The sequence below is a fragment of the Acinetobacter sp. ANC 3781 genome, assembly GCF_004331285.1.
Taxonomy (GTDB): Bacteria; Pseudomonadota; Gammaproteobacteria; order Pseudomonadales; family Moraxellaceae; genus Acinetobacter.
The window spans coordinates 148,536-168,326 of the sequence record NZ_SJOH01000001.1; the positions used below are offsets into that span (position 1 = coordinate 148,536).

The following is a 19,791-nucleotide window of genomic DNA, read 5'->3' on the forward strand; positions in this document are numbered from 1 at the left end:
GTTAAATCCTATTTAATCGACTCGCACGCTGACGACGGGCATCTTCCTCATCAATCGATCGTACTTGTTGAATAACAAACTCAATATGTCCACACACTGCCTGTCTGGCAGCTTCCGGATCTCGACGTTCAATCGCATCTATCACTTGTTGATGCTGTAAATGCAACTGATCAAAACGATGGGGTTCGGAATACACTTTCCGGCGTCCCAGCACCACGTTGAATTGCAACAAATCAAATAAGCCGCGCATCATCTGGATCAGCACCAAATTATGTGAAGCTTCGGCAATAGCAAGATGAAATCTGGCATCGGCCTGTGCTGCCTGATCATCATCACCGATGGCTTGAAAATGGCTAATCTGTGCATAGCAATCACGAATGTTTTGCAAGTCTTCGGGCGTGGCACGCTCTGCGGCATACCACGCTGTTCCCCCTTCCAAAATAGTTCGTGCTTCTTGCACATCAAAACGGTAAGCAGGATCTTGATCAATTAAATCACTTAAAGGCTGCACGATTTGATGTTGTGACCAATTGGTCGGCAATTGCTGCAAAAAAGTACCTGCTCCCACTTTACTCAGCAACATTCCTCGACTGGTCAGTTGCTGAATGGCTTCGCGTAAAGAGGAACGAGACACTCCCAGTTGTTCACATAATTTTCGTTCGGCAGGCAAACGGTCTCCAACTTGCATATTATTTTGTTCAATCAATATGCGCAGACTTTGTACGACTTTGTCGGAAACTTTCATTTGCTGTCCTCAATTGCGTGTTATGGAATCATCCACGGGAACACATAAGCTTGTAAGGTAATAATAATACCCATCATGATGGTAAAGACGATACTGTGTTTAACCGTAAAACGGAACAGATCAGATTCTTTACCCACAAGCCCTACCGCGGCACAGGCAATTGCAATCGATTGCGGTGAAATCATTTTTCCGGTGACTCCACCACTGGTATTTGCTGCAACCAATAAAACTTCAGGAACACCAATCTGTTGAGCTGTAGTGGCTTGCAGCGCTGCAAACAACGCATTCGCCGAAGTATCGGAACCGGTTAAGAACACCCCGATCCACCCTAGAAATGGCGAGAAGAAGGTAAAGGCCTGTCCGGTATGCGCAAGTGCCAATGCCAAAGTTGCCGACATGCCCGAATAATTGGCAATAAAAGCAAAGGCCAGCACCATGCCAATCGAATAAATCGGTGTTTTTAATTCATTGATGGTTTCACCAAAAGTCACTACAGCTTCTTTTGGCTTCATTTTCAGGAAAATAATGGTAATAAGTGCGGCAATAAAAATGGCTGTACCTGTGGCAGAAAGCCAGTCAAATTTATAGATGGCATCATAATCTTTTACTTCGGGTACCACAGGAGGCATTTTTTGCACCAGTTGATGCAAATAAGGCACTTTGATTGAAAAGACCAAATCGTGTAAAGCACCGTCTTTGGTGAACAAGTCTTTAAAAGGTTTGATGCTCCAAATGGTCACCATCGCGGTTAAAATCATGAATGGAGACCAGGCTTTGGCAATCTGTGCAAGACTGTATTGTTTTTGCTGATCGGCTTGTAAACTCACATCCAGATTGGCATCTTCATTGCTAAAACGGAAGATATGTTTCGGTTTCCAGAATTTAAGTAAAATCGTCAAGGTCACTAAAGATGCAATCGCTGCAGTAATATCCGGCAGTTCTGGACCAACAAAGTTAGACGTTAAATATTGTGCAATCGCAAAAGACCCCCCTCCCACAATCACAGCAGGCCAGGTTTCTTTAATACCGCGCCAGCCGTCCATAATTCCCATAATCCAGAACAACACGATTGGCACCATGAACGGTAACTGACGGCCCACCATCTGGCTGATTTCCATGGTATCCACGCCAGACACCTGCCCTGCGACAATAATCGGAATCCCCATTGCGCCAAAGGCAACAGGTGCGGTATTTACAATTAAACATAGACCCGCTGCATATAACGGTTTAAAGCCCAAGCCGACCAGCAAGGCCGCAGTAATGGCGACCGGTGCACCAAATCCTGCAGCACCTTCCAGGAAGGTACCAAAAGCAAAACCTACCAGCAGCATTTGTAAACGTTGATCTTCGGTAATGGATAAAATGGAAGAACGGATAATATTAAATTGGCCGGTTTTTACTGAAATTTTATATAAGAACACTGCTCCAATAATGATCCAGGCAATCGGCCACAAGCCGTAGAAAAAACCATAAATCATGGAGGCAAAAGCCATTGCAACAGGCATCTGATAAGCAAAAAGAGAAACCAACAGTGCTAGAACAACCGTAATTGTTCCCGCCACACTACCTTTTAACCGGAAAATCGCCAATGCGAGAAAGAAAAAGATAATTGGAATAAGGGCAATCGCGCTGGAAATCCAGATATTGCCCATAGGATCATAAATTTGTTGCCAAGATTGAAGCATTGTCTTCTCCTTGAAATGCTCACGGCTCTATTAGAATTGGTCTGATTATTTAAACGATTAACTCGTAATTGGTACGACCAATATTGAGTTAAATAAAAAAATAATTCATATTTCAGCAAATATACTAGTTTTTGTTTAATTAAAGATCAATAGCGGTCTGATTAAAATAATATTGGTCCTACCAATATTATCTAAATTTAAATAATAAATTAATTTTTCAAAACGCTCCTAAAACTACTTAAAAGAATTACTACCTTTGTTTTTACTTAAGTTTTTTGAATAAAGTTTTAATCTTTTTATATTTATGCAACTTTAGTCTAATCCTCTAATTTTTCACTTCTTACTGTATGTTTTTAATACTCAAGATTTCTTGCTTACCTCTTCACTAAGATTCTCAATCTCGATATAGATTAAATCGGCCGGTCATTTATTTTAACGGTTTGAAAGGAGTTGCAATTGAGTAAAGTAAAGTCTGGCTTAATCAATTTTTTTTATCTTTCTGTTCTGTCCCCCCCAGAGTGGGTTGCTAAGCTCAAACGATTTACTTCATTAATTTATGGTTTAATTTATTTAAGTTAACTTACTTTCTATGTCCTTAAATCACCTGTTGATGATTTTTCACTATACTATCCGCTTAAAAAGTACAGATATTTTTTTTGATTGCTTATTTTTACGAAAAAAATTTCACCTAAAAGTGCTACAATTGAGGGAACTATAGATTCTCCTCGGCTACCAATTATCGTGGTGCCTATTTCATATCGTTAGGACTTACAATGACTGACAATGCAACTATCTTGCAGAATGTACCAGTAGGCAAAAAAGTCGGGATTGCCTTCTCTGGTGGCCTTGATACCTCAGCTGCTTTATTGTGGATGAAACAAAAAGGTGCTGAACCTTATGCTTATACAGCAAATTTGGGTCAGCCAGATGAAGAAGACTACGATGCGATTCCTAAAAAAGCTGAAGCTTATGGCGCAGTAAAAGCTCGTTTGGTTGACTGCCGTTTACAGCTTGCACTTGAAGGTATTGCTGCAATTCAGTGTGGCGCATTCCACATTAGTACGGGTGGTGTTCCTTATTTCAACACAACTCCATTGGGTCGTGCAGTAACAGGTACTATGCTTGTTACCGCAATGAAAGAAGACGACGTAAACATTTGGGGTGACGGTTCAACTTATAAAGGTAACGACATTGAACGTTTTTACCGTTATGGTTTGCTGACTAACCCGAACCTTAAAATCTATAAGCCTTGGTTAGACCAAACGTTTATTGACGAATTGGGTGGTCGTGCCGAAATGTCGCAATTCTTAATCGACAACGGTTTCGACTATAAAATGTCAAAAGAGAAAGCCTACTCAACTGATTCAAACATGTTGGGTGCAACTCACGAAGCCAAGGACCTCGAATACCTGAATGCCGGTATCAAAATCGTAGATCCAATTATGGGTGTTGCGTTCTGGAAAGATGATGTTGAGGTTAAACCTGAACTTGTATCTGTGACTTTCGAAGAAGGTACGCCAGTTGCATTGAATGGCCAACGTTTTGACAATCCGGTTGAATTGATTCTTGAAGCCAACCGTATCGGTGGTCGTCATGGTCTAGGCATGTCTGACCAGATCGAGAATCGTATCATCGAAGCAAAATCTCGCGGGATCTATGAAGCACCGGGGATGGCTCTTCTTCATATCACTTATGAACGCCTTGTAACGGGTATTCATAACGAAGATACCATTGAACAGTATCGTATTAACGGTTTACGTTTAGGTCGCCTGCTTTACCAAGGTCGTTGGTTCGACTCACAAGCATTAATGCTTCGTGAGACTTCTCAACGTTGGGTCGCTAAAGCAGTAACCGGTACAGTAACTTTAGAACTTCGTCGTGGTAATGACTTCACCATCATGAACACTGAATCTCCTAACCTCACTTATGAAGCTGAGCGTTTGACTATGGAGAAAGGTGATTCTATGTTTACGCCTATGGACCGTATTGGTCAGTTAACTATGCGTAATCTGGACATTACAGATACGCGTGCGAAACTCGGCATCTATACCAACGCAGGTCTTCTTGCTGTGGGGACAGGTTCTGCAGTACCTCAATTAAAAGACAAAAACAAATAAGTTTGTTTTATTTTAAAAAAACCGCCTACGTAGGCGGTTTTTTTATGCTTGAAGTTGGAGTCTTTAGGCGATATTTGTCGTACGAATAGATTGATAATAAATTTGGTTTCTTCCCAGTTGTTTAGCCCGATATAAAGCTTGATCGGCAATCTTGAGTAATTCTTCTTTACTAATCTCATTTTCTCCACGATAAACCGTAATCCCCAAACTAATTGTAATGTAGCTCGACACCAATGATTTAGCATGTGGAATTTCTAAACGCTCTATTGCTTTAAAAATATTCGATGCAACCGCATAGGCACCATGCGCATCTGTTTCAGGTAATAAAACCACAAACTCTTCACCACCATAACGTGCAACGAAATCCATATGCCGAATGGCATTTTTAATCGATTTGGCAATTGAAGAGATCACGTCATCGCCTTTTTGGTGGCCATAAAAATCGTTATAGTTTTTAAAGAAATCGACATCAATAAACAAAATAGATAAAGAAGTGTGTTCAAGACGAGTTTGCTGATAAAAAACTTCCATCATTTCATCAAAAGTACGGCGATTCGAAATTTTAGTCAGTTCATCGTGCTGACTAAGATGCAGTAATTCTGAATTATGAATGCGGTGAATTTTTTCACTAATTTTAGCCCGCATTGAATATAAATAAATCATACGTTCACGTGCAAAGATCATATGACTAATGACATAACCCAGTACACAGCTTCCCGTGAGAATACGTCCCAATACCATCGCATCAAAATTGATATGCAGTCCTAAAAGCAGAACAATTGTAAATATGGCTGCCGACACACCGGTCAACAACATATGAAACGGTTTTACCCCGGTAAGAATATAACCAAGAATATAAATAATACATAATATAGCCATGGCCTGATGCTGGAGCACCACCGTTTCAACCGTTATGGTCAACCATGACATGGATACAATGGCCCAAAACTTGATTCCCATCGCAGCATGGGCAAAATATGGACGTACTTTAGGAAAATAAGCAAACCAAAATAGAACCAGCAAACATGCGCCACCATTCACCAGTCCTAACAGGCAGTGCATAAAATCATGGACAAAATATTGCTTGTCGATAATCCAGTAATCACTTGGAATCATGACCACTACGAAAAGAAAATAGATTAAAACACCACCCCAGAAATATTTTTCAACATGTTTACGCGCGCGTTCTAAATTTTTAGACCAAAATTCCTGTTCCAGTTTTTTTGGAAAAACTTGTCCTACACGGCGACTTTGCTGCGTAACCAGTTCTTCTACTTTTTCTTTATCGTACTGTAATTTCGCGAGATTATACTTGTATTCCATTTGCAAGCATTATGTATTTGTTTTTTAGTTACTTAAAAATAACACAATTTTATGATTTATATTTAAATATATATCGCCTTTTGTCTTTAATTGTCGTTACCATTTTCACACTTTATGGATTATCATTTGTTTTATTTGTCCGATTAAGATGACCTTGAATACAATCACTCTTCTCCAGCCAGATGATTGGCATGCTCACCTTCGTGATGGTCTTGCTTTAAAACGTACGGTTCCAGATTTAGCCAAACAGTTTGCGCGCGCAATTTGTATGCCAAACACTGTTCCTCCTGTGAAAACAGTGGAAGAAGCTAATGCTTATCGTGAACGAATTTTGGCCCATGTCCCTGAAGGCATCTCATTTGATCCACGTATGGTGCTTTACTTTACGGACTTCACTCAACCTAGCGAAGTTAAAAAAATTAAAGAATCTGAACATGTAAATGCCATTAAGCTATACCCTGCTGGTGCAACCACAAATTCAGACAATGGCGTAAGCGATATTCGTAAAGTCTATGCTGTAATTGAACAACTTGAAGAACATCAAGTTCCTTTACTGCTACATGGTGAAGTCACTCATCATCATGTCGATATTTTTGATCGTGAAAAACGCTTTCTGGATGAAGTTCTTTCTCCGCTATTAAAACAGTTCCCTAAGCTTAAACTTGTACTTGAACACATTACTACAAGTGAAGCTGCACATTTTGTACTTGAACAAGACCGCAATGTCGCAGCCACAATTACCCCTCAGCATTTATTGTTTAACCGTAATGATATGCTGGTAGGTGGTATAAAACCGCATTTTTATTGTTTGCCAATTTTAAAACGTCAAACCCATCAGCAAACTTTACTTGAAGTGGCGACCAGCTCGAATCCTAAATTTTTCTTGGGTACAGACAGTGCGCCGCATTCAAAAAATGCCAAAGAAAATGCATGTGGCTGCGCAGGTTGTTATAGTGCACCCACCGCAATTGAATTATATGCTCAAGCTTTTGACCAAGTGGGTAAAATTGAACGCTTGGAAGGTTTCGCCAGCCATTTTGGTGCTGACTTCTATGGTCTTCCGCGTAATACCAATACCATTACCCTAGTAAAAGAAGAGCAAGTTATTCCGACAAGTTTAGACTATTTGGATGGTGAAAAAATTATCCCACTATATGCGGGTAATACCATTCAATGGAGAAAAGTGTGACAGATGAAACCCAACCAATAATTGGTCAGCGTTTCCGTGGATTTTTACCTGTTGTTGTCGATGTCGAGACAGCAGGTTTTAACTCACAGACCGATGCCTTATTGGAAATTGCAGCAATTCCCATCATTTATAACGAAGAAGGTCAATTTGTGCCAGGCGAAGCCCATCACGCACATATTAATCCTTTTGAGGGGGCTAATTTAGACCGTCGTTCACTGGATTTTATTGGGGTTGATCCATTTAACCCGATGCGCATGGCTATGGCTGAAGATGAAAAAAATGCCTTAAAACGTATTTTTAAATCTGTAAATGAAGTTCGTCGCCAGCAGAATTGTACCCATGCGGTTTTAGTCGGTCATAATGCGCATTTCGATCTAGGTTTCTTACAGGCAGCAATTGCGCGTACTGGAACTAAAAATCAAAATCCATTTCACAGTTTTTCTGTGTTCGATACCGTGACTTTAAGTGCAGTCATGTTTGGTCAAACCGTACTGGCAAAATCCTGTATTCACGCTGGAATTGAGTTCGATGGCAAGGAAGCACACTCTGCTTTATACGATACTCAAAAGACTGCTGAACTGTTTTGCTATATTTTGAACAAACTCGCACCTCACCTACTTGACACTCTGATGGCGGATCAATAAGATACCGCCATCTTCTATACGTCCCTATCGTCTAGAGGCCTAGGACATCGCCCTTTCACGGCGGTAACCGGGGTTCGAATCCCCGTAGGGACGCCATCTATTTATATCTCCTTTTAAATCCCCACTAAACAAATTTCTATTGTTCAGCTTTTCCATGTTCTTAATTTCTCTATCCCCTTGATTATATTACTTTGTATTAAAATTTTTATTGAAAATAATTCTCATTTCTATTGATTAAGTTATTAAAGTTAATGATAATCTCTCGCATTACGATTTAAACAATTTTTCAATAACTATGCGTTTTGCTTACTCCCCTCTTAGCTTTGCTATATTAACTGCGCTGAGTACTTCTATTTACGCTAATGATCTTTCACAAGCTGCAACATCTGCATCAATTGATTCACCTATTCCTCTTACCCCCATTGTGATGCAGGCAGAAAAAACTGTTGTCCTAGGAACCACCAGCTATACAAAAGAAGATCTAGAAAAAACACCGAATAGCTCAAAAAATATCACTGATTTTTTAAAGGTCAATCCGAATGTACAATTCTCAAATGACCATTTAGCAGCCAGCACACAAGCGGATTTAAAACCCGCCGAAATTTCAATTCATGGCGCACAGTCTTTTCAGAATAAATTTATCATCAATGGTGTAAGTAATACTAATATTTTGGATCCACAAGGCAATGGCAACGCCTATACGGGACAGCTTGCTTCGGGTTCTCAAGGTGTTGCCATCAATACAGACTTATTGTGTAATTTAGACGTATTGGACAGTAACGTCAGCGCAAAATATGGTAGTTTTACCGGCGGCGTGATCAGTGCTGATACCTGTGCACCTGATACGGAAATTGGTAAAATCCACGGCAGCATTAGCTACGACTATACGGAAAGCGATTGGTCCCGCTATCACCTAAAAACAGATGCAGATAAAGACCTATTTGAAGACGAAACCACTCAGGCCAACCAAAACGAATATACCCGCCAAGGTATTAGTGCCAACATGTACAGCAAATTGTCTGAACAATGGGGCATCAATCTATACGGCTCAGAGCGCCGCTCTGTCATTCCGGTAGCCAGCGGTTTTGATACCCCAGCACACATTGAGCAAAAAAAGCACAATAGCAATATTGGCGCGACTGCCTTCTACACCCCGAATGACGAAATGAAGGGCAAATTCGGCTTTACCCTCGGCGACCTTGAAGACAATAACCATACAGCATCGCGCCGCAATTCAAAAAATACGGTAACCAATGATTCGTTAATGATCTTCGGTGAACTCAATCAGCAAACCGACTGGGCTAAACTCAAACACAAATTGAATTATCAAAAAATTGATAATGTCCGTGATTGGTTAGACGATGAAGGTAAAGTTTGGCTGTATGCTGAAGGCAGCAAGGACTGGCAAGATACAGATAAGGTAAAAGAAGGTTCACTAGGGACAGATATCCGCTTAAAACAAGAATCCTTCAATTATGAATTTGACGCTATATTCAATCATTTTAAATGGGGTCAAAGCGTACATCAAATTTCAGCCGGTGCAGGCTATCAGCGTGATGACGTCTCTTGGTCACGTCCAAATACTGCATCTTTGTATGTAGCAACTACCCACTCAACCAATCCCAATCTAGTAACGCTCAAAAATTTAAATGGCGAAAAATGCGCTGCTGGTGACCGCCTTTGTGATGAAGCCGTGACCGCACCTTTCACCTATAAAGATCAAGAATATACTTATAATGGTCAATATTATGTGAGTGGAACGCTACATGAGGCAGGCACTTTTGATGGTATCTATGAGCAGTCTTTTCTATATGTAGAAGATGAGATTAATTGGAATAAATTTAAAGCCCGTCTTGGCGTTCGTGCTGATTACGACGGCGCCAACAATAACTTAAATTTTGCACCGCGCAGCAGCTTTAGCTACAAACCGTTTACTAACGATGCATTGACGCTGACGACAGGCTGGAATCGCTATTATAGCGCGCCCACCTACAATACCGACCTTCAGCGTGAAATCGCAGGCTTAAGTTATACCATTAAACGTGCAGATCAAAATTCAGAATGGGTCAAATCACCAAATGTGACTTATAACAGCACACGCAAAACAGATTTAGATACGCCTTATGCTGATGAATTTATCCTTGGCTTAAACAGCCAATTTAAAAATACCAATGTGATACTTAAATGGGTAAATCGCGAATATAAAGATGAAATCACCCGTAACCGTACCGATATCCCTTTAGATTCAACCTACAAATATTCATATGAATATGGCAATGACGGTTATGGCAGTGCAGACACCTATACGCTGAGCATAAATACGGTCAACCCACTGAATTTCAAAGGGAGTTGGCATCAATTTGGTCTTGCTTTAGATTACAATAAACGTGTCCGTGGCACACCAGACTATACTGAGAATACCATTGATACAGACATGACTAAGCTGGTGTCATATGATGGTAAAATCATGCAGTATGCAGACCGCCCCGCCTCTAACTTCAATCAACCCTTTGCTGCTCGCCTGAATTGGGATATTGGCTTTAATGCACTACCGTTAAAAATCTACCACTTTTTTAGCTACAAAAATGAATACAATCAAGCTATTAGTTCAACCAATAAAGTCGAATATGAAGGTGTGAAGCTGGACACCTATGTGGTGGAAAAAATTAAACCGCGTTTCTCTTGGGATATGCGTACAACCTATGATTGGAAAATTGGTAAAGATTACGATGCGATTTTTGGCCTGACCATCAACAATCTGACCAACCGCAACAATCAATTTGTCTACAATAGCAAACTCTACTCAGAAATCGGTCGTCGTTTTATTGCCGATATTACTTTTAAATTCTAATTTTATCAGTTTAACTCCTGAGCACTACGGTGCTCTTTTTTTATAGCAGTTTGCATGCTAACGTTAGCGCTTCTAAATGAAGGTTATGCCCAGTATGTTGAAAAAAGTTTTTATTGTTTTAATGATTTTGCTGCCTTCGGCTATATATTTATATCTCGCCAGCAAAGATGCAGAGCATGCTAGTGAATCCTCCTCTGCCACGCCTAAACAAATACCTGCACAAGAACAATCACAAAAATATCAAACCCCGCACCACTAATGCATAATTTTAACAACCTGCCTTACTGTAAAGGGTAATTTATCGGTTTTATAGCTCTTAACTTCATCCTTTTTTAAATGTAAATACATTTTAATGGCAAGAAAATATTCACACCATTTTCAAATTGAATTGTTTATGGTGCAATTTACTTTTTAAATTGTCATTTTTTATGCAAGTAATTCAATATTTAAAAAATAATCCAATTCCAGGTTTGACAGCCCCATTAAAAATCCATAATATACGCATCACCTCCTAACGACCCTATCGTCTAGAGGCCTAGGACATCGCCCTTTCACGGCGGTAACCGGGGTTCGAATCCCCGTAGGGTCGCCATATATCGTGCTATACGATCATTCAAGCTTCAATACTTCTCATTATTACATTGCAGATTTGTAGTTTTTCACTACAATAGCTCGCTTCATTTGTCTTTTTTGTTTTTCTCTTATGCAGTCATCTCATACTCCGAATGATGCTTCGCATCAGGGCAATTCTGCGCCTTTAAAACGCGCTATGAGTACTCGACATCTGGTCATGATTTCGCTTGGTGGCGCAATCGGAACAGGTTTGTTTTTAGGTTCGGGTGAAGTCATTGCACAAACGGGGCCTGTAGGTGCAATCATCTCCTATGTATTGGGCGGTTTAATTGCCTACGCTGTTATGCTTTGCTTAGGCGAGCTTGCGGTACATATGCCCGAATCGGGTTCTTTTGGTACATATGCACGAAATTATATTGGTCCAGGTACCGGGTATACCGTAACTTGGCTTTACTGGTTAACTTGGGCAGCGACGCTCGGTACAGAATTTACTGCTGCTGCATTGCTGATGCAGGAGTGGTTTCCTCATGTATCGGTCTGGTTATGGACCATTATTTTTGCTGCGGTGGTTTTCGGCTTAAATATGAGTTCAACCCGCTGGTTTGCCGAATCCGAATTTTGGTTATCTTTAGTTAAAGTATTGACTGTTATTGCCTTTATTTTACTGGGACTATTGGCTATTTTTGGCATTTTAAACTTTAATGGTTATGAGTCTGCTCCCTTGTTTAGCAACTTAACCGCTCAAGGTTGGTTCCCACAAGGCGTGTTCCCTATTTTTGCAACCATGCTGATTGTCAATTTTGCCTTCTCTGGTACTGAATTGATTGGTGTGGCTGCAGGTGAAACCAAAGATCCAGCCAAGAATGTCCCTAAAGCCATCAATGCAGCTATTTGGCGTTTATTGATTTTCTTTGTCGGTACCATCGTGGTAATCAGTGCGCTGTTACCGCATCAAATGGCCGGCCTAAATGCCGAAGGCGTCAGTAGCAGTCCCTTTGTTACTGTATTTACCCATATCGGTATTCCATACGCTGAAGACATTATTCGTTTTGTGATTATCACGGCATTATTGTCTGCGGCAAATTCGGGTTTATTTGCTGCATCACGTATGATGTGGTCGTTATCTGATAAAAAACAATTACCTGCGGTTTTCTCTAAAGTGAATCATCGCGGTATTCCCTTTGTGGCCGTAGTGGTCACCATGCTGGGTGCCTTACCTGGTTTATTGTCTGAACAATTTGCCCCAGAGACTATCTTTAAGAATTTACTGGGTGTTGCAGCATTCACGATGGTGATTGTATGGATGAGTATCTGTTTAAGCCAGTTCAATTTCCGTCGTCAGTGGTATAAACAGGGTCACAGCACAAAAGACTTAGGTTTTGCTGCGCCATTGTTTCCTATTGTGCCCATTTTAGGTTTTGTGTTCTGTTTTATCACGGCAATAAGTATGGCATTCGACCCTGAAATGCTGCCTGGCTTTATTGGGTGCCTGCTCTTCATTGCAGCTTGTTATCTCAGTTACTATGTTTTCTACCGAAAGCAAAACTAACACAGAAAAAGAGTGGTCAAGTACCACTCTTTTTTTTAAGCTAAATAAAGATAATAACTTCTATAAAAAACATGAGCCGGTATGAAAATCATTTTTATTCACGGTATGAACCAACAAAATTATGATGAAAAGTCATTAAAAAAACATTGGTTAAATGTATTTCAAATCGGTTTAAACCATTCCGGGTACGATATTAATGTTAATTCACTGGAAATCAAGCTGCCCTTTTATGGTGATTTACTCAGCAAGCATCACTTGTATAACACTCTGGATTTAGACACATTTTTACCCAAATCAATTTCACATCTGCATCTCCCCTTTCACTTAGGCCACAATACCTGTATTGATCAAGAACATAGACCTTGCGTCACCTCTTTACCCACTTTTAATCCAAATCATTCTGAAACGCTTACCCAACGTTTATCCGTCATTTCTGCGCTCACCAAAGACCATGCCTTCCGGGAACTGTCCTTGTTTCTTAATCATTATCCCAAACTGCATGAAACATTGATTCATAAATTTTTAATTGAAACTTATCTGTATTTATCTAATCCAGATTTTATGCATGAGGTACATCACAGGATTATGTCGCATCTTGTTCCCAACAAAAATCATATTATCGTGGCCCACTCACTAGGTTCTGTGATTGCTTACAACCTCCTCCATCGATTCAAAAGCTTTAGATTACAGCGTTTTATTACTCTGGGATCACCGCTCGCCTTTAAAGTGGTTCAAGCCAAACTGGTTGTACCGATTTCCCGACCGCCTCAACTGCAGGGCGACTGGTTTAATTTTTATTCACCTGAAGACTTTTTAACAGCCTTCCCCCTCTCTGAAGCCCCTTTTAATTTCGACCCCCCGATTATTAATCAGGCAATTATGACACTGATCAATAATCCACATAATATTAGCGGCTACTTGCAGCATCCTGATGTGATTAAAAGCATTGTTGAGGCCTTAAACTGAAAAAACACGGCATTTCAGCGTATATTTCACCTATTTGTTTTATTTTTATTCACTTGATTCAGTTTTTAAAGATTATCCTGGAAAAAGGTTTGACAGGGTATCATATCCACCCTATTATACGCCCACCTCTGAAACGTCCCCATCGTCTAGAGGCCTAGGACATCGCCCTTTCACGGCGGTAACCGGGGTTCGAATCCCCGTGGGGACGCCAATTCATATAGATGACCCTATCGTCTAGAGGCCTAGGACATCGCCCTTTCACGGCGGTAACCGGGGTTCGAATCCCCGTAGGGTCGCCATATTCGAGATTGAAAAATCTCAAAAAAAGCCTGAGCATAATGACTCAGGCTTTTTTTTAAATATTCTTAAATTTAGTATTGCTTTCTGCTTTATAACTTCAAGACAGTAAAATAATAAATTTAACCTTATATATATTCGTTTGCTCCACAAAACCAATTCACGTTCTCAACGCATCCTCTGGTTATTAGAAGAATTGCAGCTTGATTATGAAGTGGTCTTTTGTGGTGCCAATATCCCGACTCAAGAATTAGCACCCCTCCAAAGCAATCATCCACCCACCAAATTTCCGACTGTACAAATTTTTCATGATGATTTGACAGAGGTCATTACACTGTCTGAAACAGCTGCAATTGCCGATTACTTAAGTCATCAATTGAATGCTTTAGGTATATCCCTGCTCTCAGGCCAAGAAGCACATTTATATTTTTACTGGAAAAATTTTGCTGAAGCGACTTTTATGCCCGATTTAGCCCTGAAACAGATTTTTGCTCAAATTGTAGCAAGAACCCCTCTCTCCGTGAGACTGGTCAGTAAGTTTCTAAAGTTTGGCTTTGATCGAGGTTATTTAAATCACGCATTGCAGCAGCATTTGTTGATGATAAATGAACATTTAAAAAGTCACCCATATTTAGCCGGTAATCATTTCAGCATTGCCGATCTTTTATTATGGTTTCCACTATTGGCTTGTACCTAAGCCAGTACAGAATTTTCATCCCTGCAAAATATTCAGTGTTATCTGCAACAAATCCAAAGCAGACCCGCCTTTCATAGCGCGATAAAGAAAGGTCAATGGTCTGCTGTAGAGTTTAAATCTTATTGGTCAAAAGCGTGGTAATCCAAACTTAAGCACTGCGACGTGAGTTGACTCGCCCTTTAATCATGGCCGTAATATTACCTTTAGCATATTTAAAGAAAACTTTCAGTGGCGAGAGTTTTGGATTCGGACGTTTGCCTCGTGCGATCTCTTTAAACTGTGCGGCATACCAGATAATTTCCATGATTGCCATTTTATCGACCATTGGAATACCCGTTTTGATTTTATCCACCGCATAACGAACATCCTCTCCAGCAATCAGACGATTGGTTAAATCAGTTTCGACCGCCAACGGACGCGCAATTCCAATAAAATCGCATGCACCACTATCCAGTGCAGCATTCATCCCTTCTACCGTACGAAAGCCACCAGTCACCATCAAATGGCATTTTACTTGCTGACGGATCTGCTCCGCAAAATCGAGGAAATAGGCTTCACGAGCAATGGTGCTAATTTTACGTTTATCTGCTCTAGCTCCAGCCATTGCTGGTGCTTCATAAGTTCCACCAGAAATTTCGATCAGATCGATTCCCGCTGTATCAATCGCTTTAAAGACTGCAATTACTTCATCTTCAGTAATGCCACCCCGTTGGAAATCCGCTGAATTCAATTTTACGGAAATAATAAACTTATCCGAAGTGACTGCTCGTACTGCTTTATAAATTTCCAACAGGAAGCGCATGCGATTTTCAATCGAACCACCCCATTGATCCTGACGCTTGTTGGTCAATGGCGATAAAAACTGGCTGATCAGATAACCATGTGCACCATGTAACTGTACACCTTCAAAGCCAGCTTTCTCGCAAATTTGAGCAGAGGTGGCAAAACGTTGAATAATATCGAGGATTTCCTCTTCAAGTAATTCACGCGGTGTACCAAACGTGGTCGCAAGCATTGGGCTAAAAGGCACAGCCGATGGCGCCACGGTTTCTTTATTTAAACCTTTAGGGCACTGACGGCCTGGATGGGACAACTGGATCAGTTGCACCATGCCATGTTTTTTACCGATCTCTGCCCATTGCTTCAGCTGAACCAAATCACGCTCTGACTCAATTACCACCACGCCCGGTTCGTTTTTGGCACGGAAGTCCACCATCACATTACCGGTAATTGCACAACCCAGACCACCTTTTGCCCAGGCTTCATACAAACCCAAATGCAACTGACCCGGCTGACCTGCATCATTTGCCAAGGCTTCACTCATCGCACCTTTAATAATGCGATTTTTAAAGGGAGTATTTCGAATACTGATTGCTTCGGCAAGATGGCTCATATTCATATCCTGATTTATTTGTATTTATATAGAGCTAAGACTCTAAACTGATTATGCCATCCGTCAAGAGCAATTCTGACAATATGACTTGTCAGTAATTTTAAACATACTGGCTTGCTTCAATCAATTGACGGGTATATTCAGTTTTTGGATTTAAAAATAATTGTTCTGTACTTTGAAATTCCATTACTTGGGCATGACGCAGCACTAACACTTTCTGACACAACGCCTTCACCACCTGTAAATCATGGCTGATAAATAAATAACTGATCTGGTGCTCTTGCTGTAAACGTCTGAGCAATTTCACGATTGCACGCTGAGTGGTGCGATCCAGTGCCGAGGTCGGTTCATCCAGTATCAGTAACTTCGGTCGTAATACCAATGCTCGTGCCAAGGCTACACGCTGACGCTGTCCACCTGACAATTCATGCGGATAACGCGTTCTAAAATTGATGGGTAATTCTACTTTTTCCAAAGCTTCATCAATCCGCTGCGATATTTCTGTGGCTGACAGTTTTTTTAACCCCAACCCCTCGCCAATGGTTTGCTCGACATTCAGCCGCGGATTTAAACTGCTAAATGGGTCTTGAAACACAATCTGAAACTCGGCACGCAATGGTCGTAACTGCTTTTCATTACACTGATTTAAATCTGTGCCAAGCAGAACGATTTCACCATCACTTTTAATTAAACGCGTAATCGCCAAAGCCAGCGAACTTTTACCCGAACCACTTTCGCCGACAATGCCAATTGACTCACCCTGTGCCAACTGCAAATCTAGGGGTTCAACTGCAACAAAGTATTCTTTGACCCGGTTCAGCAATCCTTGCTTAATCGGAAATTTTACCGCGACATTGTGTAAAGCCAAGATATTGGGACTGTCTGCAATTTGAATTGCTTCACCAAAATCATGATTCAGCAAATCTCGGGTATAGGCCTGTTTCGGGTTTTTAAAGATTTCCGCAACGCTGCCCTGTTCTTCTACTACGCCTTTATTCATTACAATCACCTGGTCAGCATAGCGACGTACCAGATTTAGGTCATGGCTAATTAAGATCATCGCCATATTGCGGCTTTGTTGTAATGATTTAAGCAGATGTAATATTTGCGCCTGTAAAGTGACATCTAAAGCGGTAGTGGGCTCATCAGCAATCAGAATATCCGGATCTAAGGCCAATGCCATGGCAATCATCACCCGTTGACGTTGCCCACCGGAAAGTTCATGCGGATAACGGCGTAATTTTTCTTTAGGCTCGCTAATTCCGACATCATTCAACAATTCAATAATACGTGCCTGAGTCTTCTGCTTTGACCAGCCTTGCAGCAACAAAGTTTCACCAATAATTTTTTCTACCCGATGCAACGGATTTAAAGCCGTCATCGGTTCCTGAAAAATCATGGCAATTTTATGGCCACGAATTTGTCTCAGCTGTTCAGTTTTAAGGGTCAGCAAATCCTGTTGGCCCAGTCTAGCCTGACCTTTTATTTTTAAGGTGCTCGGTAAAAGCCCCAACACAGCCAGACTACTAATTGACTTACCGGAACCACTTTCACCGACAATGGCAATGGTTTCACCTGCATGCAGCTGAAAATTCAGGTTATCCACCAAAACCTGCTGTTGATGCTGAATATTAAGATGCGCTACAGTTAAGAGCGCTTGCGGATTATTGGCGTCTTGGATCGAATGCATCACGTGTCGCCTCCCCAATATAAATTAATAAAGATAGGACAATCGCCAAGGTAAAGAAGCCCGATAGTGCCAACCACGGTGCATTCAAATTGGATTTACCTTGTAATAATAATTCACCTAAAGATGCCGCATCCGGTGGCAAGCCGTAGCCTAAAAAGTCTAAGGCGGTCAAAGCGGTGATATTGGCGGTTAACATAAACGGTAACTGCGACAAACTCGAACTCATGGCATTCGGCAAGATATGACGCAGCATAATGGTTCGGTCTTCCACACCCAGACTGCGTGCGGCCCGGACATAATCCAGATTACGTGCCTTTAAAAATTCAGCACGAACCAGTCCCACCAAAGTGGTCCAGCCGAATAACAGCATAATCAGAAACAGCCAGTACACATTCGGAGTAAACATGCTGACCAGAATCATCACCATGAATAGCATCGGTAAACCGCCCCACACTTCCAGAATGCGCTGACCAAGCAGATCAATCCATCCACCATAATAGCCCTGAATGGCGCCAACGGCGATTCCGAGAATGGCTGAAGCAATGGTCAAAGCAAAACCAAACAGCAGCGACACACGCAAACCATAGAGTATCCGCGCCAATACATCACGCCCTTGGTCATCCGTGCCTAACCAGTTTTGGGAAGTCGGTGCAGAGGGTACCGGAACCGCCAGTTCCAGATTAGGTGTTTGGTAGGAGTATTTAATCAGCGGCCAGACTGCCCAGCCTTTCTCGTTAATGAGTTGCTGTACCACTGGATCTTTATAATCGGCTTCGGTTTCAAAGACACCGCCAAAGGTAGTTTCCGGATAGGATTTTAAAACCGGCACATAAAGTGAATGATCATATTTCACTAACAGCGGTTTATCGTTGGCAATTAATTCAGAAGCCAGCGACAATACAAAAATGACCGTGAAAACAATTAAACAGGCAAAACCAAGTTGATTTTCCTTAAATCGTTTCAGGCGCGCATGCATTAAAGGCGACATTATTCTGCACCTCGCGAATCAAAATTAATACGCGGGTCAATCACCTGATATAGCACATCACTAATTAAACGCAGAATCAAACCCAGCAAGGTAAACAGGAACAAGGTTCCAAAAATCACTGGATAATCACGCTGTTGAATGGCTTCAAAACCGAGCAAGCCCAAACCATCCAAATTAAAGATGATTTCAATAAACAAGTTGCCGACAAAGAAAATACCAATCAGCGCTTCCGGTAAGCCCGCAATTACAATCAACATCGCATTACGGAATACGTGACCGTATAATACCCTTGATTCGGTTAAACCTTTAGAGCGCGCCGCCAAGACATATTGTTTATTTAATTCTTCCATAAACGAATATTTGGTTAAATAGGTGAGGCTGGCAAAACCACCGATCACCATCGCCAGCAAAGGCAAAGTCATATGCCAGAAATAATCTTTAATTTTTCCCAATACGCTCAGTTCACTAAAATTTTCTGAAACCAGTCCCTGTAATGGGAACCACTGAAAATAGGAACCACCCGCAAAAAACACGATTAGCAAAACCGCAAAGACAAAAGAAGGCACCGCATAGCCAACAGCCAGCAACATGGAAGTAGATTTATCAAACAGCATGCCATGTTGGCGGGCTTTTTTAATACCTAAAGGAATCGAGACCAGATAAATCAGCAAAGTGCTCCATAATCCTAATGATAAGGACACCGGCATTTTTTCCCAGAGCAGTTGGGTCACCGGCTTATCTTTAAAAAAACTGGTGCCAAAATCGAAAGTGACATAACTTTTCAGCATCATCCAGAAGCGTTCAGGTGCAGGCTGATCAAAACCATATTGCGCTTTAATCTTCCCGACCATTTCTTCACTCAAGCCTTTTGCACCCTGATAATTGCTTTTGGTCGCAGCGGTTTCACCACCAGTCGCACCTAGCCCCTGAAAAGCTTCTGCTTGTTGAATGGCTTGCTCAACCGGACCTCCGGGTGCAATTTGAATCACCACAAAGTTAATCAATAAAATGAAAAACAGTGTCGGAATAATCAGCAGCAGTCTTTTTAATATATATATGCCCATCGAAACGACGTTCCTTGTGC

At 41.2% G+C, this 19,791-nt stretch carries 14 protein-coding genes, 4 tRNA genes and 1 pseudogene; 12 read left to right on the forward strand and 7 right to left on the reverse strand.

What is annotated here, in order from left to right; translation table 11 throughout:
- Nucleotide 1: 1 nt before the first annotated feature.
- On the reverse strand, nt 2-745 hold the full coding sequence (gene lldR, locus E0H89_RS00830) for a transcriptional regulator LldR (protein ID WP_131213716.1): 744 nt from the start codon (nt 743-745) through the stop codon (nt 2-4).
- 20 nt (nt 746-765) lie between these two features.
- Nucleotides 766-2,430, reverse strand: coding sequence for an L-lactate permease (gene lldP, locus E0H89_RS00835; protein WP_131213718.1), 1,665 nt, complete (start codon nt 2,428-2,430; stop codon nt 766-768).
- 773 nt (nt 2,431-3,203) lie between these two features.
- Here lldP and argG point away from each other — a divergent pair.
- Nucleotides 3,204-4,547 (forward strand): argininosuccinate synthase, encoded by a 1,344-nt coding sequence (gene argG / locus E0H89_RS00840; RefSeq protein ID WP_131213720.1) that lies wholly within the window; start codon nt 3,204-3,206, stop codon nt 4,545-4,547.
- A gap of 63 nt (nt 4,548-4,610) precedes the next feature.
- Here argG and E0H89_RS00845 read toward each other — a convergent pair whose 3' ends face one another.
- On the reverse strand, nt 4,611-5,870 hold the full coding sequence (locus tag E0H89_RS00845; protein WP_131213722.1) for a GGDEF domain-containing protein: 1,260 nt from the start codon (nt 5,868-5,870) through the stop codon (nt 4,611-4,613).
- Nucleotides 5,871-6,024: 154 nt separating this feature from the next.
- On the opposite strand from E0H89_RS00845, the gene pyrC reads away from it, so the two are divergent.
- The 11 genes and pseudogenes from pyrC (at nt 6,025) to E0H89_RS00895 (ending at nt 14,777) form a co-directional block, all read left to right on the forward strand.
- Nucleotides 6,025-7,059: a dihydroorotase gene (pyrC, locus tag E0H89_RS00850; RefSeq protein ID WP_131213724.1), complete on the forward strand. Its 1,035-nt coding sequence runs from the start codon at nt 6,025-6,027 to the stop codon at nt 7,057-7,059.
- Nucleotides 7,044-7,703 carry a ribonuclease T gene (rnt, locus tag E0H89_RS00855; RefSeq protein ID WP_131213726.1) on the forward strand — a complete coding sequence of 220 codons (660 nt, stop codon included), beginning with the start codon at nt 7,044-7,046 and terminating at the stop codon, nt 7,701-7,703. The genes pyrC and rnt overlap by 16 nt, the downstream gene beginning before the upstream one ends.
- Before the next feature lie 20 nt (nt 7,704-7,723).
- Nucleotides 7,724-7,799: transfer RNA gene (locus tag E0H89_RS00860), tRNA-Glu, on the forward strand.
- Nucleotides 7,800-7,998: 199 nt separating this feature from the next.
- Nucleotides 7,999-10,554 (forward strand): TonB-dependent receptor plug domain-containing protein, encoded by a 2,556-nt coding sequence (locus E0H89_RS00865; protein WP_131213728.1) that lies wholly within the window; start codon nt 7,999-8,001, stop codon nt 10,552-10,554.
- A gap of 94 nt (nt 10,555-10,648) precedes the next feature.
- Nucleotides 10,649-10,813, forward strand: a complete 165-nt coding sequence (locus E0H89_RS16390) for a hypothetical protein (RefSeq protein ID WP_165493990.1) — start codon at nt 10,649-10,651, stop codon at nt 10,811-10,813.
- Nucleotides 10,814-11,070: 257 nt separating this feature from the next.
- A tRNA-Glu gene (locus tag E0H89_RS00870) sits at nt 11,071-11,146 on the forward strand.
- Between the two features lie 111 nt (nt 11,147-11,257).
- Nucleotides 11,258-12,676 carry an amino acid permease gene (locus E0H89_RS00875; protein ID WP_131213730.1) on the forward strand — a complete coding sequence of 473 codons (1,419 nt, stop codon included), beginning with the start codon at nt 11,258-11,260 and terminating at the stop codon, nt 12,674-12,676.
- An 81-nt stretch (nt 12,677-12,757) separates the two neighbouring features.
- Nucleotides 12,758-13,642 (forward strand): hypothetical protein, encoded by an 885-nt coding sequence (locus tag E0H89_RS00880; RefSeq protein WP_131213732.1) that lies wholly within the window; start codon nt 12,758-12,760, stop codon nt 13,640-13,642.
- Nucleotides 13,643-13,777: 135 nt separating this feature from the next.
- Nucleotides 13,778-13,853 (forward strand) — tRNA-Glu (locus E0H89_RS00885).
- Nucleotides 13,854-13,865: 12 nt separating this feature from the next.
- A tRNA-Glu gene (locus E0H89_RS00890) sits at nt 13,866-13,941 on the forward strand.
- Nucleotides 13,942-14,069: 128 nt separating this feature from the next.
- Nucleotides 14,070-14,777, forward strand: a pseudogene (locus tag E0H89_RS00895) (glutathione S-transferase N-terminal domain-containing protein).
- A 7-nt stretch (nt 14,778-14,784) separates the two neighbouring features.
- On the opposite strand, the gene E0H89_RS00900 reads toward E0H89_RS00895, so the two are convergent.
- The 4 genes from E0H89_RS00900 to E0H89_RS00915 all read right to left on the reverse strand — a co-directional run bounded on the left by E0H89_RS00900 (nt 14,785) and on the right by E0H89_RS00915 (nt 19,771).
- Complete coding sequence (locus tag E0H89_RS00900; protein ID WP_131213734.1) at nt 14,785-16,029, reverse strand: NADH:flavin oxidoreductase/NADH oxidase family protein; 1,245 nt, start codon at nt 16,027-16,029, stop codon at nt 14,785-14,787.
- A 100-nt stretch (nt 16,030-16,129) separates the two neighbouring features.
- The gene (locus E0H89_RS00905) at nt 16,130-17,719 is read right to left on the reverse strand and encodes an ABC transporter ATP-binding protein (protein ID WP_131214008.1); all 1,590 of its coding nucleotides are present in this window, start codon (nt 17,717-17,719) and stop codon (nt 16,130-16,132) included.
- Entirely contained in the window at nt 17,694-18,707 is a 1,014-nt protein-coding gene (locus E0H89_RS00910; RefSeq protein ID WP_131213736.1) for an ABC transporter permease, read from the reverse strand. Before E0H89_RS00910 ends, E0H89_RS00905 begins: the two co-directional genes overlap by 26 nt.
- Complete coding sequence (locus E0H89_RS00915; RefSeq protein ID WP_131213738.1) at nt 18,707-19,771, reverse strand: microcin C ABC transporter permease YejB; 1,065 nt, start codon at nt 19,769-19,771, stop codon at nt 18,707-18,709. Before E0H89_RS00915 ends, E0H89_RS00910 begins: the two co-directional genes overlap by 1 nt.
- Between the last annotated feature and the right edge of the window lie 20 nt (nt 19,772-19,791).